The sequence below is a fragment of the Ramlibacter alkalitolerans genome, from assembly GCF_016722765.1.
Taxonomy (GTDB): Bacteria; Pseudomonadota; Gammaproteobacteria; order Burkholderiales; family Burkholderiaceae_C; genus Ramlibacter; species Ramlibacter alkalitolerans.
The window spans coordinates 307140-331114 of sequence record NZ_JAEQND010000003.1; the positions used below are offsets into that span (position 1 = coordinate 307140).

22 protein-coding genes are annotated in these 23975 nt (G+C 70.0%); 10 read left to right on the forward strand and 12 right to left on the reverse strand.

Going from position 1 to position 23975, the window contains the following annotated elements:
• Window positions 1–135: 135 nt before the first annotated feature.
• From JI746_RS06840 to JI746_RS06865, 6 genes are all read right to left on the reverse strand, one after another.
• Window positions 136–1317, reverse strand: a complete 1182-nt coding sequence (locus JI746_RS06840) for a tetratricopeptide repeat protein (RefSeq protein ID WP_201688049.1) — start codon at window positions 1315–1317, stop codon at window positions 136–138.
• A gap of 8 nt (window positions 1318–1325) precedes the next feature.
• Complete coding sequence (gene upp, locus JI746_RS06845; RefSeq protein WP_201688050.1) at window positions 1326–1961, reverse strand: uracil phosphoribosyltransferase; 636 nt, start codon at window positions 1959–1961, stop codon at window positions 1326–1328.
• Window positions 1962–1971: 10 nt separating this feature from the next.
• Window positions 1972–3243 carry a URC4/urg3 family protein gene (locus tag JI746_RS06850; protein ID WP_201688051.1) on the reverse strand — a complete coding sequence of 424 codons (1272 nt, stop codon included), beginning with the start codon at window positions 3241–3243 and terminating at the stop codon, window positions 1972–1974.
• Entirely contained in the window at window positions 3240–4487 is a 1248-nt protein-coding gene (locus JI746_RS06855) for a GTP cyclohydrolase II (RefSeq protein ID WP_201688052.1), read from the reverse strand. The genes JI746_RS06850 and JI746_RS06855 overlap by 4 nt, the downstream gene beginning before the upstream one ends.
• A 164-nt stretch (window positions 4488–4651) precedes the next feature.
• Window positions 4652–5077 (reverse strand): hypothetical protein, encoded by a 426-nt coding sequence (locus tag JI746_RS06860; RefSeq protein WP_201688053.1) that lies wholly within the window; start codon window positions 5075–5077, stop codon window positions 4652–4654.
• 161 nt (window positions 5078–5238) lie between these two features.
• Window positions 5239–6747 (reverse strand): helicase HerA-like C-terminal domain-containing protein, encoded by a 1509-nt coding sequence (locus tag JI746_RS06865; RefSeq protein ID WP_201688054.1) that lies wholly within the window; start codon window positions 6745–6747, stop codon window positions 5239–5241.
• A gap of 63 nt (window positions 6748–6810) precedes the next feature.
• On the opposite strand from JI746_RS06865, the gene JI746_RS06870 reads away from it, so the two are divergent.
• Genes JI746_RS06870 through JI746_RS06900 form a run of 7 tightly spaced genes read left to right on the forward strand, consistent with a single transcriptional unit; the run spans window position 6811 to window position 12290 of the window.
• Complete coding sequence (locus JI746_RS06870) at window positions 6811–7536, forward strand: YebC/PmpR family DNA-binding transcriptional regulator (RefSeq protein ID WP_201688055.1); 726 nt, start codon at window positions 6811–6813, stop codon at window positions 7534–7536.
• Window positions 7533–8813, forward strand: a complete 1281-nt coding sequence (gene purD / locus JI746_RS06875; protein WP_201688056.1) for a phosphoribosylamine--glycine ligase — start codon at window positions 7533–7535, stop codon at window positions 8811–8813. Before JI746_RS06870 ends, purD begins: the two co-directional genes overlap by 4 nt.
• 7 nt (window positions 8814–8820) lie before the next feature.
• On the forward strand, window positions 8821–9735 hold the full coding sequence (gene hemF, locus JI746_RS06880) for an oxygen-dependent coproporphyrinogen oxidase (RefSeq protein ID WP_201688057.1): 915 nt from the start codon (window positions 8821–8823) through the stop codon (window positions 9733–9735).
• Window positions 9736–9743: 8 nt separating this feature from the next.
• On the forward strand, window positions 9744–10331 hold the full coding sequence (gene nadD / locus JI746_RS06885; protein ID WP_201688058.1) for a nicotinate (nicotinamide) nucleotide adenylyltransferase: 588 nt from the start codon (window positions 9744–9746) through the stop codon (window positions 10329–10331).
• Window positions 10331–11218 carry a ribosome silencing factor gene (rsfS, locus tag JI746_RS06890; protein WP_201688059.1) on the forward strand — a complete coding sequence of 296 codons (888 nt, stop codon included), beginning with the start codon at window positions 10331–10333 and terminating at the stop codon, window positions 11216–11218. Before nadD ends, rsfS begins: the two co-directional genes overlap by 1 nt.
• Window positions 11219–11220: 2 nt before the next feature.
• A complete protein-coding gene (gene rlmH / locus JI746_RS06895) occupies window positions 11221–11688 on the forward strand; it encodes a 23S rRNA (pseudouridine(1915)-N(3))-methyltransferase RlmH (RefSeq protein WP_201688060.1) in 468 nt (155 codons plus the stop codon).
• On the forward strand, window positions 11685–12290 hold the full coding sequence (locus JI746_RS06900) for a Maf family protein (RefSeq protein ID WP_236599620.1): 606 nt from the start codon (window positions 11685–11687) through the stop codon (window positions 12288–12290). Before rlmH ends, JI746_RS06900 begins: the two co-directional genes overlap by 4 nt.
• A gap of 164 nt (window positions 12291–12454) precedes the next feature.
• Here the strand turns inward: JI746_RS06900 and JI746_RS06905 are convergent, their stop codons facing one another.
• Window positions 12455–13888, reverse strand: coding sequence for a PAS domain-containing protein (locus JI746_RS06905; RefSeq protein ID WP_201688062.1), 1434 nt, complete (start codon window positions 13886–13888; stop codon window positions 12455–12457).
• A 61-nt stretch (window positions 13889–13949) separates the two neighbouring features.
• Between JI746_RS06905 and rng the strand changes: the two genes are divergently transcribed.
• Complete coding sequence (rng, locus tag JI746_RS06910) at window positions 13950–15428, forward strand: ribonuclease G (RefSeq protein WP_201688063.1); 1479 nt, start codon at window positions 13950–13952, stop codon at window positions 15426–15428.
• A gap of 41 nt (window positions 15429–15469) precedes the next feature.
• On the opposite strand, the gene JI746_RS06915 is transcribed toward rng, so the two are convergent.
• Both JI746_RS06915 and msbA read right to left on the reverse strand, forming a co-directional pair.
• The gene (locus JI746_RS06915; RefSeq protein ID WP_201688064.1) at window positions 15470–16588 is read right to left on the reverse strand and encodes a glycosyltransferase family 9 protein; all 1119 of its coding nucleotides are present in this window, start codon (window positions 16586–16588) and stop codon (window positions 15470–15472) included.
• 11 nt (window positions 16589–16599) lie between these two features.
• Complete coding sequence (gene msbA / locus JI746_RS06920; protein WP_201688065.1) at window positions 16600–18402, reverse strand: lipid A export permease/ATP-binding protein MsbA; 1803 nt, start codon at window positions 18400–18402, stop codon at window positions 16600–16602.
• Window positions 18403–18548: 146 nt separating this feature from the next.
• On the opposite strand from msbA, the gene JI746_RS28160 reads away from it, so the two are divergent.
• Window positions 18549–19808 carry an O-antigen ligase family protein gene (locus JI746_RS28160; protein ID WP_201688066.1) on the forward strand — a complete coding sequence of 420 codons (1260 nt, stop codon included), beginning with the start codon at window positions 18549–18551 and terminating at the stop codon, window positions 19806–19808.
• On the opposite strand, the gene JI746_RS27970 is transcribed toward JI746_RS28160, so the two are convergent.
• The 3 genes from JI746_RS27970 to JI746_RS06940 are packed head-to-tail and all read right to left on the reverse strand — an operon-like array spanning window position 19805 to window position 22567.
• Complete coding sequence (locus tag JI746_RS27970) at window positions 19805–20917, reverse strand: glycosyltransferase (protein WP_201688067.1); 1113 nt, start codon at window positions 20915–20917, stop codon at window positions 19805–19807. The two genes, JI746_RS28160 and JI746_RS27970, sit on opposite strands and share 4 nt — an antisense overlap.
• Window positions 20918–20919: 2 nt before the next feature.
• Window positions 20920–21735, reverse strand: coding sequence for a glycosyltransferase family 2 protein (locus JI746_RS06935; RefSeq protein WP_201688068.1), 816 nt, complete (start codon window positions 21733–21735; stop codon window positions 20920–20922).
• A 7-nt stretch (window positions 21736–21742) separates the two neighbouring features.
• Complete coding sequence (locus tag JI746_RS06940) at window positions 21743–22567, reverse strand: glycosyltransferase family 2 protein (protein ID WP_201688069.1); 825 nt, start codon at window positions 22565–22567, stop codon at window positions 21743–21745.
• Window positions 22568–22667: 100 nt separating this feature from the next.
• On the opposite strand from JI746_RS06940, the gene tolB reads away from it, so the two are divergent.
• Window positions 22668–23951: a Tol-Pal system beta propeller repeat protein TolB gene (tolB, locus tag JI746_RS06945; RefSeq protein ID WP_201688070.1), complete on the forward strand. Its 1284-nt coding sequence runs from the start codon at window positions 22668–22670 to the stop codon at window positions 23949–23951.
• Window positions 23952–23975: the final 24 nt, after the last annotated feature.

A 23975-nucleotide genomic window follows, 5' to 3' on the forward strand; every position in this document is an offset into this window, starting at 1 on the left:
CGTAGGCTGGCGGTGAGCCGCGCCAGCGCGCGAACCCCAGCGGTGCGCCAGCGCAGCGAAGCGCTGGGGTTCCGGCGCTGGCGCGCGTCACCACCAGCCTACGAAGCCAGCACCAGACGGAAAGCAGCACCCCTCTCACCGCGTCCCCCCCAGCTTCGCCGCCACTTCCTGCAGCACCGGATCCTCATACCCGCTCGTCTTCAGCCACTCCAGCGCCGGCTGCGCGGCCGCAGGATCGCGGGCAGCCAGTGCCGCGCGCAGCAGCACCTCGGCGTCGCGCGGCTCCTTCTGCTTCGTGTAGTTGCTCTTCGCGTAGGCCAGCGCCTTGGCCGCATCGTGTTCCAGTTCCAGCTCCCAGCGCGCGGCCTCCTGTTCGTGCAGGCGATCGCCGCGCCTGGCGGCTGCCTCGAAGCGGTCGCGCAGTTGCGACAGCCACTCGCCGGTGCGCGGATGATTCACCGCCCGGCCGGCCAGGGCCAGGCGCAGCAACAGGACGTCGGAGCGCTCCCAGCCATCGAGCAGCTGCACCACTTCCTGCGGCCGCCCGCGCTGCAGCAGGAAGTCGGCATACGACGCCAGCAGGAACTGGTCGGTGATGCCCTGGGCGAGCGCGGCAGCGTAATGCCGTTGCGCGTCGCCCCAGCGCTGCAGCCGCACGGCCATTTCGGCCAGCCGCGTCTGGACCCAGAGCATCAATCCCGGCGCGACGTCCTTCGCGTTCGACACGGCATCGGACAGCATCTCGTAGGCGGGCACCAGCTGGCCCGTCGTGGCACGCACATAGGCGGTGCAGCCCTGCGCGAACAGGCCGGGCGCGATCCGCCCCATGCGGTCGCATTCCGCCGCGGCCCACGCGTACTGCGCTTGCACCATGTAGATGGCCGCGCGCCAGGCCACCGGCTCCACCGCCTGGGGATCGAGCTCGCTGGCGCGCTTGAGGCTCGCCAGCGCGCCCTCGAAATCATGGCTGTACTGCTGCAGCTGGCCGCGCACCAGCCAGTAGCGGCCGTCCTGGCCGGCGCCCTGCGCCAGCGGCGCGATGCTGGACATCGCGTAGCCCACGTAGCGCGGATCGCCCTGCGCCATCGCCAGCGCGAAATAGCGCTCGCCCAGGTCGAGGCGCAAGGCCTGGTCCTGCGGCCGCGAGGCGAGCTGCCGCCGCAGCGATTCGACCACGCGCAGGGCCGGGTCGCTGGCCACCGGCAGGCGCTCGACGACCTCGGTGTCGCTGGCCGGCGTGTAGGGCGCGGCGGGGGCGCGCGCGGCCAGCAGGCACAGCGCAGCCGCCGCCACGCACGCGCATCGCGGACTGGGCATCGGGCGGCTTACTTGGTGCCGAAGATGCGGTCCCCGGCGTCGCCGAGGCCGGGCAGGATGTAGCCGTGCTCGTTGAGCTCGCGGTCGATCGCTGCGGTGTAGATCGGCACGTCGGGATGTGCGCCCTGCAATGCCGCCACGCCCTCGGGGCAGGTGAGCAGGCAGACGAACTTGATCGACCTCGGATTCAGCTCCTTGAGCCGTTCGACGGCGGCGATGGCGGAGTTGCCGGTGGCGAGCATGGGGTCGACCACGACGACGTCGCGGTTGTCCATGTTCTGCGGCATCTTGAAGTAGTACTCCACCGCCATCAGCGTCTTGGGATCGCGGTACAGGCCGATGTGGCCCACGCGCGCGCCCGGAACGACGCTGAGCATGCCGTCCAGGATCCCGCCGCCGGCGCGCAGGATCGAGACGAACACGAGCTTCTTGCCGTCGATCACCCTGGCGCGCATCGTTTCCAGCGGCGTCTCGATCTCCACTTCGTGCATCGGCACGTCGCGCGTGACCTCGTACGCCATCAGCGTCGACAGTTCGTTCAGGAGGCGGCGGAAGCTGTTGGTGCTGGCTTCCTTGTTCCGCATCAGCGACAGCTTGTGCTGCACCAGCGGATGGTCGATCACATGGACGTTGTGGCTTTGCATGGATTTCGGTTCAGAACACGGTGCCGTCGCTTGCCACCTGCAGCGGCGGCAGGCCGCCGCGGCGCTGCTGCGCGAGTTCGCGTCCGGTGGCCCAGGTGCCGCCTTCCAGGACGGCACCCATGCCCAGGTGGCTGGCGTCAGTGTGCAGCAATTTCCGCAGCTCCACCGCGAGTTCGTCGAGCAGGGCCACCGTGAGGGCGCGCCATTCGACGACCAGCTCGTCGCCCGGCTGCCACACGTGCTGCGTGACGGCTTCGTCGCGCAGCCGCAGCACGCCGGTATCGAGCAGCAGGCCGCCGTTGCGGTACTCGGCCAGGCCGGTGAGCGCGTCCAGGCCGTGCAGCTGCACGCCGGCCCACTCGAAAGGCTCCAGCAGCGAATAGGTGAGCCACTGCGACAGCTTGTGGAAAGGCACCCAGCCGTCGCTGGCGCCTTCGCCGCGCACGGCTTCGTGACGCCAGCAGTCGCCCAGCGGCACGTTGCCGATCGCGTTGCCCAGGGGCCAGATGCCGGAGCAGGTGAGCAGGATCTCCGAGAGGATGTCGTGCGCCGAGTCTTCGGCCGTGCGCGGCGGCACGGTGGACCCGAAGGGCGTGAGGATCAGGTCGAACAGGCCGGAGGGGCGGCCTTCCTCGTTGAAGACCTCGGGCTGCTCCGCCATCGCCTCGCCGAAGCGGCGCAACAGGATCGCCCGGTTTTCCAGGCCCAGGAGCGGATTGTCCTCGCGCACCTGGAAGGCGCTGGCCAGGCGGTCGGTGGAAAGCGCGCGCAGGCCGGCCGCGTCGACCTGCAGGGGGCGGTTGCGGTCGCTGGAAAAGACCCCGGCGATGAACGCGTGGTAGCTCGCCACGGCGAGGCCTTCGGAGCGGGTGTAGGCCTGGCCGGTGCCGGATTCGGTGTAGCGCCAGTCGGGGCCGGCGCCGCCATCGAGCAGCACGCTCGCGAAGGTGAAGTCCACCAGGGCGTGGATGCGCGTCGCGCGCGGCAGGTGTTCCACCCGCCGCTCCAGTTCCGCCTTGCGATCGACGCCGCCGGCTTCCAGGTGGCGCCAGCGGCTGTGCAGCGGGACGTGCAGCTTCGGGAAGCGCCTGCGGGTGATGTCGGCGACGTCGCGCGCCGCGCCGGGCAGGGCGCCGTCATCGACCGTGAACCAGCGCGACTGGCCCTCGCGCGCGCGCCGCAGCAATTGGCCGCAGCGTTCGCGGATGGCGTGCGTGCTGCGCAGGAGGCTGGCCGCGGCCTCCGCTTCGGCGGCGCCCGTCACGGATTGCACGGTGCTCATAGGCTCCGGCCTTTCGTTTGCTTCAGTTCTTCTTGGTCCGGTGCGCCGCCCGGCGTGAAATAGCCGGCGGCCTTCTTGGCCTGCATCTCGACCTGCGCGTCGGCCGGGATCAGGCCCGCGGGGATGTCGACCCGCTCGCCCACCTCGATGCCGGATTGCGTGATGGCGTCGTACTTCATGTTGCTCATGGAGACCAGGCGGTGGATCTTGCGCACGCCCAGCCAGTGCAGCACGTCGGGCATCAGCTCCTGGAAGCGCATGTCCTGCACGCCGGCGACGCATTCGGTGCGCGCGAAGTACTGGTCGGCCGTGTCGCCGCCCACCTGGCGCTTGCGCGCGTTGTAGACCAGGAACTTGGTGACTTCGCCGAGGGCCCGGCCTTCCTTGCGCGAATAGGACACCAGGCCCACGCCGCCGCGCTGGGCGCCCTGGATGCATTCCTCGATGGCGTGGGTGAGGTAGGGGCGGCAGGTGCAGATGTCGGAGCCGAACACGTCGGAGCCGTTGCACTCGTCGTGCACGCGGGCGGTGAGTTCGACCTCCGGGTTCGCCAAGTCGCGCGGGTCGCCGAAGATGTAGACCGTCTGGCCGCCGATGGGGGGCAGGAACACTTCGAGGTCGCTGCGGGTGACCAGTTCGGGGTACATGCCCCCCGTCTCCTCGAACAGCACGCGCCGCAGGTCGGACTCGCTGCAGCCGAAGCGCCTGGCCACGCCGGGGAGCCACCAGACCGGCTCGATCGCGGCCTTGGTGACGCAGGCGGCGCCGCCGTCCATCAGGATCTTCCGGTCCGGCGTGAGGCGCCCTTTCTGCAGCGCCTCGATCACCTCCGGCAGGATCACGTGGGCCTTGGTGATCGCGATGGTGGGCCGGATGTCGTAGCCGGCCTGCAGTTCGGTGGCGAAGACCTCGGCCACCTGCGCGCCCCAGGGATCGAGGCTCACGATCTTCGCCGCATCGGTCCATTGCGGGTAGGGACCGATGATGTCGGTGGGCGCGGTGTTGGTGAGGTCGGCCTTGTGTTCGCGCTTGAGGGCCCCGGCGGCCACCGCCAGCGCGCGGTACACGCTGTAGGAGCCGCTGTGGGTGCCGATCACGTTGCGGTGGCTGCGCCTGGTGGTCGTGCCCACGATGGGCCCGCGTTCGGCGGGCGTGGCCGCGCCCCAGACGATCGGCAGCGCGCCGAAGCCGCCGTGGTGCGAGGTCAGCCGGATGTGGCGGGGGGCGGATGCTTCGGAGGCCATGATGTCCTGCGGTGCAAAGTCCGACTCTAGCAAAGCGGCGGGGTCAGCGACACTGTTGGGCCTACCCGTTGCGAAGCGCGCGAACGCACTCTGGCGCGGCCCTCGGCCGCGGAAGGTGAACCGCGAAGCGCGTGAACCCCAGCAAATAAAAAAAAGCAGGAAACCTACTCCCCGAACTGCCCCTCCACCGTGGCGCTGATCCCCCAATCCGGCGCCACGATCCCCTCCCGCACGAACCGGTGGAAGCTGGAATACGGCCATTCGTTCGCCCGCGCCACCCATCCGTGCTTCACCGGGTTGTAGTGGATGTAGTCCACGTGCCGCTGGAAGTCTTCCTCATCGTGGATCTGGTGCTCCCAGAAGCGGCGCTGCCAGAGCTTGCGCTCTCCCTTCAGGCCACGCCCGGGTGCAACGTCATCGCGCAGGACGCCGTTGGCGACGAGCGACTGCGTGTGCCGTGTCTTGGCGTGCTTGACGGCAGCGCGCAGGAGGTCGACGTGGTCCACCAGCCAGCGGGCGCCGCGGTCCTGCAGGGTCAGGGTGAAGAAACAGGTGGCGCCGGCGGCGTCGGCGCGGATGTAGGTGCGCATGGTGTGCGTACAACGCGCGGCAGGCGGGGCGGGACGGTGATGGAATGCCCGTGGCGGGGGGTATTCGTACGCTGCTATCGAAAGCGGAACTCGCGCGCAAGCGCTGGGGTTCGCGCTGGCGCGGCTCACAGCCAGCCTGCCCATGGACGCAGGCAGCGCCCTCAGCGCTTCTTCCCCCCCAGGATGCTCCCCAGCACTCCCCGCGCGATCTCGCGGCCGACCGAACTGCCGATGGTGCGGATGGCCGATTTGGCGAAGTTCTCGACCAGGCCGTCGCGCTTGCCGCCGCGCGGGCCGGTCGAGCCGAAGAGCACGTCCGACAGGCCGCCCAGCACGCTGCCGGCAGCGCCGGAGGTGCCGACGGTGCCACCGGCGCCGGGAACGCCCGCCGCCTCGGCGCGGCCCTTCAGCTTCTCGTAGGCCGACTCGCGGTCCACCAGCTGCTCGTACACGCCGGCCACGATGGAGTTCGCCCGCAGCGCCTGGCGCTGCTCCGGGGTGATCGGGCCGATCTGGCTGCCGGGCGGCAGCACGTACAGCCGCTCGGTCACGCTGGGCCGACCCTTCTCGTCCAGGAAGCTGACCAGGGCCTCGCCCACGGCCAGTTCGGTGATCGCGGCGGCGATGTCCAGGCCCGGCTTGGGCCGCATCGTCTCGGCCGTCGCCTTCACCGCCTTCTGGTCGCGCGGCGTGAAGGCGCGCAGTGCATGCTGCACCCGGTTGCCCAGTTGCGCGAGCACGGCATCGGGGATGTCCAGCGGGTTCTGCGTCACGAAATAGACGCCCACCCCCTTGGAGCGCACCAGCCGCACGACCAGTTCGATGCGCTCGACCAGCACCTTGGGCGCGTCGTCGAACAGCAGGTGCGCCTCGTCGAAGAAGAACACCAGCTTGGGCTGCTCGAGGTCGCCCACCTCGGGCAGGATCTCGAACAGCTCCGACAGCAACCACAGCAGGAAGGTGGCGTACAGGCGCGGCGCGTTCAGCAGCTTGTCGGCGGCCAGGATGTTGATCACGCCGCGGCCGTTCGGGTCGGTCTGCAGGAAGTCCGCGATGTTGAGCATCGGCTCGCCGAAGAACTTGTCGCCGCCTTGCGACTCGATCTGCAGCAGCCCGCGCTGGATGGCGCCCACGCTGGCCGGGCTGATGTTGCCGTACTCGGTGGTGAACTGCTTTGCGTTGTCCCCCACGTGCTGCAGCATGGCGCGCAGGTCCTTCAGGTCCAGCAGCAGCAGGCCGTTGGCATCGGCGATCCGGAACACGATCTGCAGCACCCCGGCCTGGGTCTCGTTGAGGTTCAGCATGCGCGCCAGCAGCAGCGGCCCCATGTCGCTCACGGTGGCACGCACGGGGTGCCCCTGTTCGCCGAACACGTCCCACAGCGTGGTCGGGCAGGCCTGCGGCTGCGGCTCGGGCAGGCCGCGCTCCTTGACGGCGGCCGCCAGCTTGCCCTCGATGCGGCCGGCCTGGCTGATGCCGGTCAGGTCGCCCTTGATGTCGGCCAGGAACACGGGCACGCCGATCTGGCTGAAACTTTCCGCCAGTTTCTGCAGCGTCACGGTCTTGCCGGTGCCGGTGGCACCGGTGACGAGCCCGTGCCGGTTGGCAAGGGCGGGCAGCAGGAACGCCTCGGTTTTCCCGTTCTTCGCGATCAGCAGGGGTTCGGCCATGGGGCGAAAAGTAGAATGTTGGTCTTCGTAGAGTACAGCACGCGAGCAACAGGGGATCATTCCGTGGCCGGACACAGCAAATGGGCAAACATCCAGCACCGCAAGGGGCGCCAGGACGAGAAGCGGGGCAAGATCTGGACGCGCGTCATCCGTGAAATCATGGTGGCGGCGCGGCAGGGCGGGGGCGACCTCACGGCCAACCCGCGCCTGCGGCTGGCGGTGGCCCAGGCGAAGGCGGCCAACATGCCCGCCGACACCATCAAGCGCAACATCGACAAGGCCACGGGCGCCCTCGAGGGCGTGAGCTACGAGGAGATCCGCTACGAGGGCTACGGCATCGGTGGCGCGGCGATCATCGTCGACACCATGACGGACAACAAGGTCCGCACCGTGGCGGAGGTGCGCCACATCTTCAGCAAGTACGGCGGCAACATGGGCACCGAAGGTTCGGTGGCCTTCCAGTTCAAGCATTGCGGCCAGCTGGTCTTCGCGCCGGGCACCAGCGAGGACAAGGTGATGGAAGTGGCGCTGGAAGCCGGCGCCGACGACGTGATCGCCGACGACGAGGGCGCCATCGAGGTCCTGACGGCCCCCGGCGAGTTCGAAAAGGTCAAGAATGCGCTGGAAGCCGCCGGCCTGAAGCCGGAGGTGGCGGAAGTGACCATGCGGCCCGAGAACACCATCGAACTGACCGGCGAGGACGCCGCACGCATGCAGAAGCTGCTCGACATGCTGGAAGACCTGGACGACGTGCAGAACGTCTACAACAACGCGGAAATCACCGAGTGAAAGTCCTCGTCATCGGCGGCGGCGGCCGCGAGCACGCGCTGGCGTGGAAGCTCGCGCAGTCGCCCAAGGTGCAGGCCGTCTATGTGGCGCCGGGCAACGGCGGGACCGCGCTCGATCCGCGGCTGGAGAACGTGCCGATCACGGACCTGCGGCAACTGCGCGACTGGGCACTGAAGGAAAGGATCGCGCTGACCGTCGTGGGCCCCGAGGCACCGCTGGCCGCCGGCGTGGTGGACGAGTTCCGCACGCACGGGCTGCGCATCTTCGGCCCGACGCAGGCGGCGGCCCAGCTCGAAAGCTCCAAGGCCTTCGCCAAGGCCTTCATGGCCCGCCACCAGATCCCGACGGCGGAGTACGAGGCCTTCACCGACGCCGCGCAAGCCCATGCGTACGTCGACCGCAAGGGCGCCCCGATCGTGGTGAAGGCCGACGGCCTCGCGGCCGGCAAGGGCGTGGTGGTGGCCACCACCGCCGCCGAGGCCCATGAAGCGATCGACTTCATGCTCCTGGACGACAAGCTGGGCGTGTCGCACAACGCCGGCGGCGCCCGGGTGGTGATCGAGGAATGCCTGCAGGGCGAGGAAGCCAGCTTCATCGTGCTGTGCGACGGCAGGAACGTGGTGGCGCTGGCCACCAGCCAGGACCACAAGCGCCTGCGCGACGGCGACCAGGGCCCCAACACCGGCGGCATGGGCGCCTATTCGCCCGCACCCGTGGTGACGCCCGAAGTGCATGCACGGGCGATGCGCGAGATCATCCTGCCGGCCGTGCGCGGCATGGAAAAGGACGGCATTCCGTACACCGGCTTCCTCTATGCCGGCCTGATGATCGATGCCCAGGGCCAGCCGAAGACGCTGGAATTCAACTGCCGCATGGGCGACCCGGAGACGCAGCCGATCATGATGCGGCTGAAGTCCGACCTGTTCGACGTGATGCTCGCCGCCACCTCGGGCACCCTCGACCAGGTCAACCTCGACTGGGACCGCCGCACGGCCCTCGGCGTGGTGATGGCCGCCGCCGGCTACCCGATGGATCCGCGCAAGGGCGACGTGATCCGCGGCTTGCCGAAGGAGGCCGAGGACGCGATGGTGTTCCACGCCGGCACCGCCGCGCATGGCAACACCACGGTCAGCGCCGGCGGGCGCGTGCTGTGCGTCACGGCGCTGGCCGATACCGTCAAGGCGGCGCAGCAGCGGGCCTACGAGGTCCTGCGGGGCATCCAGTTCGACGGCGCGCAGTACCGCCGCGACATCGGCTTCCGCGCCGTGAAGGGCTGAAAACCTGATGGAACCGAACATCACCGCCGTGCGCACCTGGCTCACGGGCCTGCAGCAAAGCATCACGCACACCATCGCCGGGATCGACGGCCAGGCCTTCCGCGCCGACGCCTGGAAGAAGGAGCCCGGCGAGAAGCTGCAGGGTGAAGGCGTGACCATGATCCTGGAGCAGGGCCAGGTGTTCGAGCGCGCCGGCGTCGGCTTCTCGCACGTGCGCGGGCCGCAGCTGCCGCCTTCGGCGACCCAGCACCGGCCGGAACTCGTCGGCGCCTCGTTCGAGGCGATGGGCGTCTCGCTGGTGTTCCACCCGCGCAACCCGTACGCGCCCACGGTGCACATGAACGTGCGCATGCTCGCCGCGCTGCCCGCCAACGCGCCGCCGGTGTACTGGTTCGGCGGCGGCATGGACCTCACGCCCTACTACGGCTGGGAGGAGGACGCCGTCCACTTCCACCGCGTCTGCCGCGACAGCCTGCTGCCCTTCGGCGAGGACCGGTATCCGCGCTTCAAGGCCTGGTGCGACGAGTACTTCTTCAACCGCCACCGCAACGAGCCGCGCGGCATCGGCGGCATCTTCTTCGACGACTACTTCGAGGACGGCTTCGAGCGCAGCTTCGGCATGCTGCAGTCGGTCGGCGACAGCTTCCTCGAAGCCTACGTGCCGGTGCTCAAGCGCCGCAAGGACATCCCCTGGGGCGAGTGCGAGCGGGCCTGGCAGCTGCTGCGCCGCGGCCGCTACGTCGAGTTCAACCTGGTGTGGGACCGCGGCACGCACTTCGGCCTGCAGTCGGGCGGCCGCACCGAGTCGATCCTGATGTCGATGCCGCCCATGGTCAGCTGGGCCTACCAGCACCAGCCCGAGCCGGGCTCGCGCGAGGACGAACTGCTGCGGCGCTTCCTCGTGCGCAGGGACTGGGTTTGATCCCTGCGATGCGCCGGGTCGGCATGTTCGGCGGGGCCTTCGATCCGCCGCACCGGGCGCATGTCGCGCTGGCGGGCGCCGCCGTGCAGCAGCTGGCGCTCGACCGGCTGTACGTGCTGCCCACCGGCAATGCCTGGCACAAGGCCCGCACGCTCTCGTCGGCCGGGCACCGGCTGGCGATGACGCGGCTGGCCTTCGCGCCGCTACCCGCCGTGCAGGTCGACGACCGAGAGCTCAGGCGCACGGGCCCGACCTACAGCGTGGAGACCTTGCGCGAGCTGCAGGCCGAGCATCCCGGCGCGCTGCTGCACCTGCTGATGGGCGAGGACCAGGCCGCGGGCTTCACCGGCTGGCAGGCCTGGCAGGAGATCGCGCAGCTGGCCGTGCTGTGCGTGGCCGGCCGGGGTGCCGGCGAGGGCATCGCCACCTTGCGCGCCTTGCCGGGCGTGCGGGTGCAGGTGCTCAAGTTGCCGCAGATGCCCGAGAGCGCGACCGACGTCCGCGCGCGGCTGACACGCGGGCAGGAGATCGGCGAGCTGGTTGGGCCAGCCGTCGCCGGTTATATTGAATCCCATCATCTTTACCAGAACACCTGATGACGCAAGAAGCCGCCGCCAAGAAGGACACGCAGAAACTCCAGCGGGCCATCATCGATGGCCTGGAGGACGTGAAGGGGCAGGACATCCAGGTCTTCAACACCGAGCACCTGTCGCCCCTGTTCGAGCGGGTCATCGTCGCGTCGGGCACCTCGAACCGGCAGACCAGGGCGCTCGCTTCCAGCGTGATCGATGCCGTGCGCGAGGCGGGCTTCCCCAAGCCGCGCATCGAGGGCGAGGACAACGGCGAGTGGATCATCGTGGACTGCGGTGCCGCCGTCGCCCACATCATGCAGCCCGCCATCCGCCAGTACTACCACCTGGAGGAGATCTGGGGCGAGAAGCCGGTGCGCTTGCGCGTCGGCGCCCCCAAGCCGCAGGCGCCGGTGCAGACCGCCGCGCCCACGCCCGCGAAGAAGGTCGGCACCTCCCTGCGGCGCAGCAGTGCCGCGAAGTCGGCGGCGCGTGATGCGGACCGCGAAGCGGCTGCGGCGAAGAAGGCGCCGGCGAAGCGGGGCGCGGGCAACGGCGCGGCGAAGGCGACGCCCTCGCGGGCGCCGGCACGGTCGACGGCGAATTCGCCGGCCGGCAAGGCAGCGACGAAGCGGCCGTCCGCACCCGCGAAGAGCATGGTCGCGAAGAGTGCGCCGGCGAAGAGCACCACGGCAAAGAGCACCACGGCAAAGAGCACCACGGCAAAGAGCGCCACGGCGAAGAGCGCCGGCACGGCGAAGGGCACGGCGGCGAAGAGCACGGCCGCGAAGAGCGCGCCGGCGAAGAGCACGGGCGCCAGGAGCACCGGGGCGAAGGGCACCGCCGCTCGCGGCACGCCCGCGAAGAAGGCGCCGGCCAGGTCCGCCGGCAAGAGCACCGCCTCGCGCCACTGACCATGCGCCTGCTGGTCGTGGCGGTCGGCCAGCGCGTGCCCGACTGGGCGCAGACGGCCTGGTACGACTACGCCAAGCGCTTCCCGCCGGAGCTGCGGCTGGAACTCCGGGCCGTCAAGACCGAACCGCGGGCGTCGAAGACGCTCGCCACGCTGCTGGCCGCGGAGCGCGAGCGCATCGAGGCGGCCATCCCGAAGGGCGCGCGGGTGGTGGCGCTCGACGAACGCGGCACCCCCCTCAAGACCCTGGCCCTGGCCGCCAAGCTCGAGGCGTGGCAGCTCGAAAACGACAGCGTGGCGCTGGTGATCGGCGGGCCCGACGGGCTCGATCCGGCGTTCCGCCACGCCGCGCATGAACGCATCCGCCTGTCCGACCTCACGCTGCCGCACGCGATGGTGCGGGTGCTGCTCGCCGAGCAGCTCTATCGCGCATGGTCCATCAACGCCGGCCATCCGTACCACCGCGAATGAGCCGGGGCTTCATCTATCTCGCCTCGCAGAGCCCGCGCCGGCGGCAATTGCTCGAACAGCTCGGCGTGCCCTACGAGCTGCTGCTGCCGGAACCGGGCGAGGACAGCGAGGCGCTGGAAGAAGTGCATGCCGGCGAAGCGCCGGCGCGCTACGTGCGGCGTGTCACCGGCCTCAAGCTCGATGCCGCGGTGGCCCGCATGCAACGCCGCGGCCTGCCTGCGGCGCCCGTGCTCTGCTCCGATACCACGGTGGCCATGGGCCGCACCATCTACGGCAAGCCGGCGGACGGGCGCGATGCGGCGCGCATGCTGCGCGAGCTGTCCGGGCACACGCACCGCGTGCTGACCGCGCTGGCGGTGCAGGCGGGGCGCCGGCGCGCCGAGGCCCTGAGCGATTCACGCGTGAGCTTCGCGCCCCTGAGCGCGGCGGACATCCGCGCCTACGTGGCCACCGGCGAGCCGATGGGAAAGGCGGGCGCCTATGCGGTGCAGGGCAGGGCGGCGGCGCACATCCGCCGCATCGATGGCTCGTACACGGGGATCATGGGGTTGCCGCTGCATGAGACGGCGCTGCTGCTGAAGGGGCTCGGTTTGCGCTGGTGATGCGCTGGTGCGACGGGGTTTCGTAGGCTGGCGGTGGAGCGCAGCGAAACCCCAGCGATGCGCGAAAGCGCTGGGGTTCCGGCGCCTTCGCGCGTCACCACCAGCCTACGGATTCAGCATCCACACGCCGAGCCCGGAATTCACACTCGGGTGCCCACGCCCCCTCAAGCCGCCAGCTTCTCCGCCGGCTCCCGAGCCTCCTGCGCCTCCGGCACCAGGCCGACGACTTCCTTCCTCGCGTTGAACACCGGCCGCAGCGAAAAGAGGAAGCTGCGCCAGCCGTCCGGCAGCCGCACGCGCATGAGCATGCGCACGACTTCGCCCCTGGCGGCGGTTGCGACGGCTGCGCGCACGCGTTCCGGTGCCTCGGGCGTCTCGCTGAACCACTCCGTGTCCCAGAACGCACGGCCGACCACCTGCTGCAGCGTGCGCCCGATCGCGGCCAGCGACGTCGGGTTCGCATCGAGCACGGTCCCCTGCGTGTCCAGGAAACCCTGGAAGATCAGGTCGGTGGCGAAGGTGGCGCGCAGCCGGTCGGTCACGGCGTTCTGCGCCTCCAGGGCGCGCGTGAGTTCCGCGGTGCGATGCTTCACGTGCGCTTCCAGCGTCTCGTTCAGGCGGCGCAGTGCCTGCTGCGCCCGCTGTTCCGCCTCGATCAGGGCGGCCAGCCGGGCCCTTTCCTCGCCGAGCTGCCAGTTGCTGACGCGCAGCGCCGTTTCCGCCCGCGCGCGTTCCGTCACGTCGCTGGCGAGCACGAAGATGCCATCGACCTCGCCGCCCGCATTGCGCATCGGCTGGTACACGAAGTCCAGCACGCAATCCTCGGCCGGCGCACCGGGCGTGCGCTGCAGCTTCACCTGCACGCCGGTGCCCAGGTAAGCCTCGCCGCTGCGGTAGACGCCATCGAGCAGTTCGACGAAGCCCTGGCTGCGCACCTCGGGCAGGGCCTCGGCCACCGGCTTGCCGACGATCTCGCGGCCGGCGACCAGTCGCCGGTAGGCGTCGTTCGCGAACTCGAACACGTGATCGGGCCCGCGCAGCAGCACGATCGGCGCAGGCGCCTGCCGGAACAGCTCGCGCCAGCGGTCGATCTCCGCCTGCCGCTGGCGTCGGGCGTGCACCACCGCGGTGATCTCGTTGCCCTGGTTGAAGATGCCGCCGATGCCGTGCCCGGCGTCGCGGATGGCCGTCAGGCTGTAGTTCCACCAGGTTTCGCAGGCGCGGCCGCCGCGCACCATGGGCAGCATCTGCTCGTAGAACGCCATGCCTTCCCCGCTGTCGTACACGCGCTGGAACTGCGGGCCCACGATGTCCCAGATGTCGCTCCAGGCCTCGTGCGCGGGCAGGCCCAGGATGGCCGGATGCTTGTCGGCCGGGATCTCCGACCAGGCGTCGTTGTACAGGACGTACAACTCCGGTCCCCAGTAGATCGCGGTGGGGAAGCTGGAGTTGAGGCACAGGCTCATCGCCATGCGCAATGCCGAAGGCCACCGGGACGGCTCGCCCAGGGGATGGGCCGCCCAATCGAACTGGCGGATGCGCTCGCCCATGGCGCCGCCGCCCTGCAGGAACGCCGGTGCCGGCGAGGAAAGGGTCATGACTGCGAAGGACTCTAGCAGGCCCTCTGCGATGCGGGGGCTGAGGTATCCTTTCCCTTACATGCAGCAGGACATCCTGGTCAACTGGTCGCCGCAGGAGACGCGCGTCGCCATCGTCGAAAGCGGCGCCGTGCAGGAACTGCACGTCGAACGCACCCTCGAGCGCGGGCTCGTGGGCAACGTCTACCTCGGCAAGGTCGCGCGGGTGCTGCCCGGAATGCAGTCTGCCTTCATCGACATCGGGCTGGAGCGCGCCGCCTTCCTGCACGTGGCCGACGTGTGGCAGCGCCAGCCCGATGGCGAGCCGCCGGCCTCGGCCCGCGGGGCCGCCGCGCAGCAGGTGCCGATCGAAAAGCAGGTCTTCGAGGGCCAGGCGCTGATGGTGCAGGTGATCAAGGACCCGATCGGCACCAAGGGCGCGCGGCTGTCCACGCAGATCAGCATCGCCGGCCGGCTGCTGGTGTTCCTGCCGCAGGACGACCACGTGGGCGTGTCGCAGAAGATTCCCTCCGACCAGCGCGATGCGCTGCGCAAGCGCCTGAACAAGCTGGTGGGCGAGGCGGGCGGCGGCTTCATCCTGCGCACCAACGGCGAGGACGCGAGCGACGCCGAACTGGCCGACGACATAGCCTACCTGCGCAAGACCTGGGCGCGCATCCGCGAGTCCGCCACGCGCCTGCCGCCGCCGGCGCTGCTGCACCAGGACCTGAACCTGCTGCAGCGGGTGCTGCGCGACCTGGTGACCGACCAGACGCAGAACATCCGCATCGATTCGCGCGAGCAGTTCGCGGCGCTGCTGGAGTTCGGCCAGGAGTTCATGCCGGCTGCCGTCGCCAAGCTGCAGCTGTACAAGGGCGAGCGGCCGATCTTCGACCTCTTTTCGGTCGAAGAGGAGATCGCCAAGGCGCTGGGACGGCGCGTGGAGCTCAAGTCCGGCGGCTACCTCATCGTCGACCAGACCGAGGCACTCACCACCATCGACGTCAACACCGGCGGCTACGTCGGCTCGCGCAACTTCGACGAGACGATCTTCAAGACCAACCTCGAGGCGGCGCAGGCCATCGCGCGCCAGCTGCGGCTGCGCAACCTCGGCGGCATCATCATCGTCGACTTCATCGACATGCAGCGCGAGGACCACCGCGAGTCGGTGCTGGCCGAGTTCCGCAAGCAGCTCGCGCGCGACCGCGTCAAGACGATGTCCGGCGGCTTCTCGCAGCTCGGGCTGGTGGAGATGACGCGCAAGCGCACCCGCGAATCGCTGGCCCACCTGCTGTGCGAGCCCTGCCCGCTGTGCCAGGGCAAGGGCACGGTGCGCACGCCGCGCACGGTGGCCTACGACATCCTGCGCGAGATCCTGCGCGAGGCGCGGCAGTTCAACCCGCGCGAATACCGCGTCATCGCCGCACCCAAGGTGATCGAGCTGTTCCTCGACGAGGAGAGCCAGCACCTGGCTGGCCTGTCCGATTTCATCGGCAAGCCGATCTCGCTGCAAAGCGAATCAGCGATGGGGCAGGAGCAGTACGACATCGTGCTGCTCTGATTCGTCATTCCCGCGGAGGCGGGAATCCAGGGCATCCGCTTTCACGCGCTGCGCGCGTGCTCTGGGTCCCCGCCTGCGCGGGGATGACGGGAATGGGCCAGGATCCGCAGCGCCTCCTGCGCCACCCGCTCCGGCCGGATCGCGGGCAGGCATTCCGTGCCGCTCATGCGGTGGTCCTCGCAGCCGGCCTTGCCGCAGGGGGCGCAGGGCAGTTCCGCCTGCATCAGCGTGACCTGCCCGACGCTCTGCACGCTGGCGCGCCGCTGCCAGTGCACGACCTGCTCGCGGGGCAGCGCCGGCCACGGGGCCCAGCGCTGCGGATGGGTCGGACCGAAGATCGCGAGCACCGGCACCTCGCAGGCGGCGGCGAGGTGCGACACGGAGGTGTCCGGCCCGATGTACAGGGCCGCGCCGCGCAGCAGGCCGGCCAGCTGGCCGAAATCCAGCAGGCCGGCGTCCACCAGCAGCGGCGCGGGCGCGGCACCCTGCATGGCGCCGATCGCCGCGCGGTCCCCGGCGGAAGGCCCGCCAGTGAGGACCACTTGCCGGCCGGCCGCCGCGAGCAGGCCCAGCAGGGTGCGGAAGTGCTCCAGGGGCCACTGCTTGTACGGCCACATCGACGGCGTGTGGACGACGACGTAGCCCGGCGCGAGCTGCCGTGCGAGCGGCGCGGGCAGCGGCTGCGAAGGCGGCGCGACCAGCCGCGCCGGCGGCGCAAGCTCCTGCCACGGCGCGAGCAGCGCCAGCTTCTCCTGCACCACGTGCACCTCGCCCAGGTCGCCCGCCACGACGACCGCGTGATCGAGCAGGCGCTTCTTCAAGCCGCTGCTGCCCCCCGCGGGCGGGACGAGTCCGGCGCGGTGGCGCGACGCGACGGCGCCCATCAGGTGCGCGCGGTCGCTCGCCTCCGCGACCAGCGCGAGGTCATAGCGGCGCCACAGGCGGCGCATCAGGCGCAGCCCGCCGGCGAAGCCCAGTCTCGGTGGCGTCGCGATCAGTTCGCGCACATCCGGGTTGCCGCGCAGCATCTCGAGCGTGCCTTCGAAACCGAGCACGTCGATGGCGGCATCCGGCCAGCGGTGCCGCGCCGCGTGGATCAAGGGGGTGGTGAGGAGCACGTCCCCGATCTGCCGCGTGACGATCACGAGCAGCGAGTGCACCTGCAGGGTTCTCACAGCTCGGGGCCGCCGGCGCCGCCCAGTGCATGCAGGCGCGCGTACAGGCCGCCGCGCGCCAGCAGTTCGGCATGGGAGCCGAGTTCCAGCAGGCGCCCGCGGTCCAGCACGGCCACGCGGTCGGCGTGTTCGATGGTGGACAGCCGGTGCGCGATGATCATCGTGGTGCGCCCCGCCATCAGGCGGCGCAGCGCCTCCTGCACCAGCCGCTCGGACTCGTTGTCCAGCGCCGACGTGGCCTCGTCGAGGATCAGGACCGGCGCGTCCTTGTACAGCGCGCGGGCGATGGCCAGGCGCTGCCGCTGCCCGCCGGACATGGCGACGGCGTTGTGGCCCACGGGACTGTCGATGCCCTGCGGCAGGGAAGCGACCACGGCGCCCAGGTTGGCGGCTTCCAGGGCCGCCTGCACACGCGGGCGGTCGATGTCGCGGCCCAGCGCCACGTTGGCGGCCAGGCTGTCGTTGAACATCACCACGTCCTGGCTGACCATGGCGAACTGGCGCCTCAGGGCCTGCAGCGTCCACTCCGCCAGCGGGATGCCGTCGACCCGGATGGTGCCGGAGGCGGGCTCGACGAAGCGGGGCAGCAGGTTGGCGAGCGTCGTCTTGCCGGAGCCGGAGGGCCCGACCAGCGCGATGGTTTCGCCGGGACGGATGTCGAGCGAGAAGCGGTCCAGCGCCGGCGCCTGCCCGCCGGGGTAGCGCACCGTGACGTTCTCGAACTCGATGCGCCCCTGCGTGCGCCCGGGGTCGTGGCTGCCCCCGCGCTCGGGCGGCGAGTGTTCCACCAGGTCGAACGAGCGGTCCAGCACCGCCAGTGCGCGGGTGATGGGGCTGGTCGCCTCCGACAGCCGCTTGACCGGAGCAATCAGCATCATCAGGGCGGCGATGAACGACGCGAACGTGCCCACCGTCATGCCTTCGTTGCTCTGCGCCAGCGCGATGGCGATCACGATCGACAGCGCCGCAGCCGCGAGCATGTGCATCAGCGGCGTGATGGCCGCCGAGGCGACGGCGGACTTCATCGCCAAGCGGCGCAGGGCCAGGCTCAATACGCGAAAGCGCTCGGCCTGCGCTTCCTGGGCCCCGTGCAGCCGCACGACCCGGTTGGCGAGCACGTTTTCTTCCACCGCATAGGCGAGTTCCACCGTGGCAGCCTGGCTGGTCTTGGCGAGCCGGTGCAGCCGGCGCGACGCCGTGCGCATCAGCCAGGCCACGGCCGGTGCCAGGAAGGTCACCACCAGCGTGAGCTGCCAGTTGACGTAGATGAGGTACAGCAGCAGCGCCACCAGTGCCAGGCCATCCTTGACCAGGCCGGTGAGGGCGTTCACCAGCATCGTGATCGCGTTCTGCACCTCATGCACGATGCTGTTGGACAGCGAACTGGCGGACTCGGTGCGGAACAGGTCCATGCGGGCATCGAGCATGCGGCCGAACAGGGCCCGACGCAGCATGAACATGCCTTCGTTGGCGATCTTCGCGAGCGCGATGTCGGCGATGAACCCGGCGCTGCCGCGAATGGCGAACAGCAGCAGCAGCGCCACGGGGACCAGCCAGGGATTGAAGCTGCCCGGGCGGAAGCCGCGATCGAGCAGCGCCTTGAGCAGCGCCGGCGCGGCCGGCTCGGTGGCCGCGCCGACGATCGTTGCCAGGAGCACGACGATCCAGTAACGCTGGACGTGCCGGATGTAAGGAAAGAAACGGCGGACGCGATCGACCAGGCCGGCAGGTGCCGGCGGGACCGGGGCGACCGCAGATGCTCCGGAAGCGTCAGGCACAATAGGCGAGGCGGACTGCATGCAGCCCGCCATTATCCAACCAAATGGCTGGGCGGCCCGTGCGGCACGGCCTGCCGTCGGCGCCCTGGCGCCGGTCCTTCTACCCGATGCTGTCTGTGTTCGACTTCCACCGAGGCGCGGCCGATCCGGTGCCATCCGGGCGTCTGGTGACCGCCACCGGTCTGCTGGTCTGCTGCGCGCCACTGCTCGTCCTCGCCGTGCGAGGGTGGGCGAATGCAGTGCTGTTCCTCGGCGCGCTGTTCAGCGCGATCGTGATCACCTGGGGCAGCTTGCCGGCGGCGCGCCTGCCGCGCCAGGACAGGCGCTGGATCGGCCTGCTGGTGTTCGCATACGTTGCACCGATCCTGTCGGTGCTGCTCAGCGCCACCCTGCGGCAGGACTTCGAGGCATCGCAATTCGACTCCCCCTCGCGCTTCCTGCTGGCGGTGCCGATCTTCCTGTTCGTGCTGCGGGCGGGCTGGCCGGTCGCGCGGGTCATGCAAGTCGTGCTGCCGCTGGCGCTGATGGTGGCCTTCGTGGACCTGCAGGTGGTGGGCCCGGACCCGCGGTGGCCGTCCTTTCGCGTGACCACCCGCGTCGTCGATCCGCTCGTGTTCGGCTACTTCAGCCTGGCCTTCGGCCTGATGTGCCTGGCCTCCATCTCGCCGCGCGAATGGCACGCCGGGTCGCGGTGGACGATCCTGCTGCGGATCGCCGGCTTTGCGCTCGGGGTGTACCTGTCGATCCTGTCGTCCTCGCGCACCGGCTGGGCGGCCGTGCCGCTGGTGCTGGGCGTCTGGGCGCACTACCACTGGGGGCGGAAGCATCCGATGGGAAGCGTGGGGGTCGCGGCCGCGATCGTGATCCTGCTGCTGGCCGCGTACTGGCTCGTGCCTTCGGTCAACCTGCGCATCGACGAGGCCGTGAGCGACGTCGTGGAGTATCCGTGGAATGGCGTGCTGCAGCACGAGACCTCCCTCGGCTATCGCATCACGTTTGTGCGCATGTCGCTCGATTTCTTCGCCCTCCATCCCTGGGCCGGCGTGGGAGACCTCTCCCGGGTCGCTGCCGCGCCGCCGGCAGTGCATGCCTATGCGTCAGCCGACGCGATCGCCTACGCGCTGCGCTCGGGCTTCCACAACCAGATCGTGAGCAATGCAGTGCGCACCGGCATCGGCGGCCTGGTGGCGACGGCTGCTCTCATGGTGGTGCCCTTCCTGATCTGCGCCCGCGCCCTCTACCGCGCCAGCCCCGCGGCGCGCAAGGATGCGGCGATGGGCTTCGCGTACTGCACGTGCCTGCTGGTGAGCAGCGTGAGCACCGAGGTGGTCGACCTCAAGTTCGCCGCCAGCTTCTACGCGGTGATGACCGCCGTGCTCTGTGGCGCGGTGCTGGGGCGACGCGGGGCGAGCGAGGACGCCTCTTAGGCTTCGCAGGCCCGCAGCAGCGCGGCGGTGTTGGCGGCCGGATCGAACTGCGACAGCACCTGCGCGCGCCCGCGCTGCGCCATGGCGCGCGCCGCGGCCGGATCCGCCAGGACATCGGCCAGCGCCTGCGTCCACGCCTGCAGCGCCCCGGGCGCATCCGGCGCGGGACAGACGCGTCCCGTCTCGGCGTCCTGCACCGTCTCGGGCAGGCCGCCCACGGCGCTGACCACCACCGGAATCCCGAGCGCCAGCGCCTCGATCTGGCTCATGCCGAGCGGCTCGTAGAGCGAGGGCATCACCAGCACGTCGGCGCGGCGGATCAGCGGCGCCACCGGCTGCAGCATGCCGGGGAAGTGCACGTGCTGCGCAATGCCCAACTCCTGCGCATCCCGCTGCAGTTCCTGCAACAACACCCCTTCGCCGGCGGCGACATACAGCAGCCCGGGGAAATCGGCTGCGAGTTGCTGCACCACGCGCAGCATGAAGGCGTGCCCCTTCTCCGGCCGCAGCATCGCAGCGTGCACCAGCAGGGGCCCGTGCCCGCCAAGCCGCTCCTGCAGCGGGGCAGGCAAGGGCGCCTGCGCCGAGCGCTCCAGCTGCGGGAAATCGATCGCCGGATACAGCACGCCGATGCGCTCCGGCCGAATCTTCGGGTTGCGCAGCAGCTGCCCGCGCAGGGCGGCAGAGGGCGTGAAGCTCGCATCGAACAGGTGGTTGTAGCCGAAGGCACCCGCCTTGCCCGGCTGGTAGGTCCGCATCCGGACCAGGCGCGGCCGCGGCCGCAACAAGCCCAGGGCGGCACCGCTGCGCACCGCCAGCGCACATACGTTGGCATCGTGCCCGCTGTGGCAGACGACCGCCACCGGCCGATGCTGGCGCACGAGCGCGATCACGCACTTGAAGCTGCCCGGATCGAGCGCGCTGCGAAAGCGCACGGCCTCGACGGCAAGTCCGCGAGCCTGGGCTTCCGCGCCGATGCGGCTCCCCGATCGGCACAGGATGCGCGGCGTCCAGCCGCTGGCCTGCAGCGTCTGCGCCTGCTGCAGGAGCTGCAGTTCCTGCCCGCCGATGTTGGGGCTGCTTTCGGCGAAAAAGATGCTGCGACCCACGCTCAGCGCCAGGCGAACTGGCCGTCGCGGCGCTCGCCGTGCAGCGTCATGCCGTACTGCGCGAGTTCCTCGGCACGCCAGCGGCGCTCCTGCGCCTTGCGCTGCATCTTGTCCCACTTGCGCCGCACGAACGACTTGCCCAGCAGCCGGTGGTTGTTGCGCGCCCCGAGTCCCTGCTTCTGCGACAGCCCGAGTTCCTGCTTGATCGCGCTCACCGTCATGGAGCCGTAGTGGTGCAGCCACGAAGCGCCCACGATCGCGCTGCCGACCCGCGCCTGGTCCAGCGCGTTGAAGAACAGCGTGTCCTCGTAGCCCCACAGGCTGGGCTGGGCCTGGAAATACCCGACCTGGGCCCAGATGGAGCGGTGCACCAGCAGGCACACCGCGTGGCGCGCGCCCACCCGCGCGACGTCCTTCATGCGGGCGGACGCGTCGGGGGCGAAAGCCTCGAAGTCGTAGTCCAGCGGCCCCTCGACCAGCGCCGGCGACACGACCTTGAGCCCACGCGCCTGCGCGGCGCCGATCAGGTTCTCGAGCCAGCGGGCCGAGACGAGCACGTCGTTGTTCATCACCACCGACCACTCGGACTGGAAGGCCAGCACCCCCTGGTTCCAGGCGACGCCGCAACCCAGGTTCTGCCGGTTCAGGATCCGGCCGCCGAGGGGCAGCGAGGCCAGGTAGTCGCGCGTTTCGTCGCTGGAGCCGTTGTCGACGGCCACCACCCGACCGAGGTCGTAGCCGTGCCGCACGAGGCTGTCGACGCACTGGCGGGTGTACGCCACCTGGTTGTAGCAGGCGAAGGTGATTGCATAGTCCATCATTCCTTCACGCCCGGAGATCATCCACTTTCATGCGCGGATTATCCGGTGAATCGCCGGGCCGCACGCGCGGGACAGGCTCCCGGTGCTGCTGCATCATCCACAGCCGCAGGTACTTGTAGTAGGTGGTCTGTGCGTTGTAGATCGCCAGCACCAGGCCCATGCGGCCGTCGCGGAATCCCTGGCGCAGCACGTACGTGCGCAGGAAGGCCCAGGCGCCGCTGGCGAGAGCGCGCGCCAGGGAGCCCGACTGCCCGCGCTCGAAGCCGTCGCGGGCCGCGCCGTGCGAGTAGCGCCTGAGCTTGTCGAGCACATCGTCGAGGTCGCGATAGCTGTAGTGGATGATCGGCGAGCGCAGGTCGGCCCGGCGCCCGTCCACCGTCATGTGCGCATGCAGGAAGTGGTCCGTGAAACCGGCGCGCTCTCGCCGCACGAGGCGCAGCGTGTAGTCGGGGCGCCAGCCGCCGTGGTGGATGAACTCGCCGCAGAAGCTGGAGAAGCGGGGCAGGCGGTAACCGTCCGCAACGGGCTGCTCGATGGCCGTGCGGATCTCGGCGGCCAGCTCCGGGGTAATGCGTTCGTCCGCATCGAGCGACAGGACCCAGTCTCCCCGGGCGAGCGCGATCCCGCGCAGCTGCTGCGGACCATAGCCCGGCCAGTCCGTCACATGGACCTCGGCACCTGCGCCACGTGCAACGTCGGCCGTGCCATCCGTGCTGGATGAATCAAGTACGATCACCTGGTCAGCGAACGATACGCTGCGCACGCACTCAGCGATCTGGTGTGATTCGTTCCTCGCGGCGATGACGACGGACAAGGTGGGCCGGGACATCCATGGATTGTCTCAAATGCCCGTACGGGGCAACGCGGCCCCGCCGCTCCGGTCATCGCACAGGCGCTGCGCGACGTTGAAGGAGACAGTCTCTTTTCTCATGACCCAACCATCCCTTGTCCGGCGCGCCTGCGCCGCTGCCCTTGCCCTGATGCCGCTGGCCCCGGCGCTCGCGCAGTTCCGCGTCGAAGTCACCGGCGTGGGGCTGACGCAGTTGCCCATCGCCATCGCGCCGTTCCGCGGCGAAGCCGAACTGCCGCAGAAGATCGCCTCCATCGTCCAGGCCGACCTGGAACGCAGCGGCCAGTTCCGCGGCATCGACCCGGCGGGCAGCGCCCCGCTGGACGAAACCAGCCGCCCCGACCTGAGCCCGTGGCGCCAGAAGAGCGCCGATTCGCTGGCGGTGGGCAGCATCTCGCGCCTGGCCGACGGCCGCTACGACGTGCGTTATCGCCTGTGGGACGTCGTCAAGGGGCAGGACCTCGGCGGCCAGAGCTTCGTGGTGCCGGGCCTCGACCTGCGCCTGGCCGCGCACCACATCGCCGACGCCATCTACGAGAAGCTCACCGGCGACAAGGGCGTGTTCTCCACCCGCATCGCCTACGTCACCAAGTCCGGCACGCGCTACAACCTGTGGGTGGCCGATGCCGACGGCGAGAACGCGCAGTCGGCCCTGGCCAGCCCCGAGCCGATCATCTCGCCGGCGTGGTCCGCCAGCGGTTCGCAGCTCGCGTACGTGTCCTTCGAATCGCGCAAGCCGGTCGTCTACGTGCACGAGATCGCCACCGGGCAGCGCCGCCTGATCGCCAACTTCCGCGGCTCCAACAGCGCGCCGGCCTGGGCGCCGGACGGCCGCAGCCTGGCCGTCACGCTCACGCGCGAAGGCGGCTCGCAGATCTACACGATCCCCGCCACCGGCGGCGAGCCGCGCCGGCTCACGCAGTCGGGCAGCATCGATACCGAGCCGGTCTATTCCGCCGATGGCCGCAGCATCTATTTCGTGAGCGACCGCGGCGGCTCGCCGCAGATCTACCGCATGTCCGGCACGGGCGGGGACCCGCAGCGCGTGACCTTTACAGGGACTTACAACATTTCGCCGGCCCTCAGTCCCGACGGACGGTGGCTGGCCTACATTTCCCGCATCAACGGGGCCTTCAAGCTGCAGGTGATGGAACTCGCCACCGGCAACGTGCAGTCGGTCACCGATACGACCGGCGACGAAAGCCCGAGCTTCGCGCCCAACGGCCGGCTGATCATCTATGCCACCCGCCAGGGTGGGGCCGAAGCCTTGATGACCACCACGCTCGACGGCAAGATCAAGGCCCGCCTGCCGGGCAAGGGCGGCGACATCCGCGAGCCCGACTGGGGCCCCTTCCGCCGCTGACCAACCCATGCAACCTCAGGAGAT

Excerpts from the sequence above, each read along its gene's own strand:
- JI746_RS06840 (WP_201688049.1), bottom strand. The coding sequence starts at position 1,317 with ATGCCCAGTCCGCGATGCGCGTGCGTGGCGGCGGCTGCGCTGTGCCTG.
- rng (WP_201688063.1), top strand. The coding sequence starts at position 13,950 with ATGCAGCAGGACATCCTGGTCAACTGGTCGCCGCAGGAGACGCGCGTC.
- JI746_RS06900 (WP_236599620.1), top strand. The coding sequence starts at position 11,685 with ATGAGCCGGGGCTTCATCTATCTCGCCTCGCAGAGCCCGCGCCGGCGG.
- tolB (WP_201688070.1), top strand. The coding sequence starts at position 22,668 with ATGACCCAACCATCCCTTGTCCGGCGCGCCTGCGCCGCTGCCCTTGCC.
- JI746_RS06905 (WP_201688062.1), bottom strand. The coding sequence starts at position 13,888 with ATGACCCTTTCCTCGCCGGCACCGGCGTTCCTGCAGGGCGGCGGCGCC.
- JI746_RS06860 (WP_201688053.1), bottom strand. The coding sequence starts at position 5,077 with ATGCGCACCTACATCCGCGCCGACGCCGCCGGCGCCACCTGTTTCTTC.
- JI746_RS06935 (WP_201688068.1), bottom strand. The coding sequence starts at position 21,735 with ATGGACTATGCAATCACCTTCGCCTGCTACAACCAGGTGGCGTACACC.
- upp (WP_201688050.1), bottom strand. The coding sequence starts at position 1,961 with ATGCAAAGCCACAACGTCCATGTGATCGACCATCCGCTGGTGCAGCAC.
- hemF (WP_201688057.1), top strand. The coding sequence starts at position 8,821 with ATGGAACCGAACATCACCGCCGTGCGCACCTGGCTCACGGGCCTGCAG.
- rlmH (WP_201688060.1), top strand. The coding sequence starts at position 11,221 with ATGCGCCTGCTGGTCGTGGCGGTCGGCCAGCGCGTGCCCGACTGGGCG.
- msbA (WP_201688065.1), bottom strand. The coding sequence starts at position 18,402 with ATGCAGTCCGCCTCGCCTATTGTGCCTGACGCTTCCGGAGCATCTGCG.
- JI746_RS06855 (WP_201688052.1), bottom strand. The coding sequence starts at position 4,487 with ATGGCCTCCGAAGCATCCGCCCCCCGCCACATCCGGCTGACCTCGCAC.
- JI746_RS06850 (WP_201688051.1), bottom strand. The coding sequence starts at position 3,243 with ATGAGCACCGTGCAATCCGTGACGGGCGCCGCCGAAGCGGAGGCCGCG.
- rsfS (WP_201688059.1), top strand. The coding sequence starts at position 10,331 with ATGACGCAAGAAGCCGCCGCCAAGAAGGACACGCAGAAACTCCAGCGG.
- JI746_RS06865 (WP_201688054.1), bottom strand. The coding sequence starts at position 6,747 with ATGGCCGAACCCCTGCTGATCGCGAAGAACGGGAAAACCGAGGCGTTC.
- nadD (WP_201688058.1), top strand. The coding sequence starts at position 9,744 with ATGCGCCGGGTCGGCATGTTCGGCGGGGCCTTCGATCCGCCGCACCGG.
- JI746_RS06940 (WP_201688069.1), bottom strand. The coding sequence starts at position 22,567 with ATGTCCCGGCCCACCTTGTCCGTCGTCATCGCCGCGAGGAACGAATCA.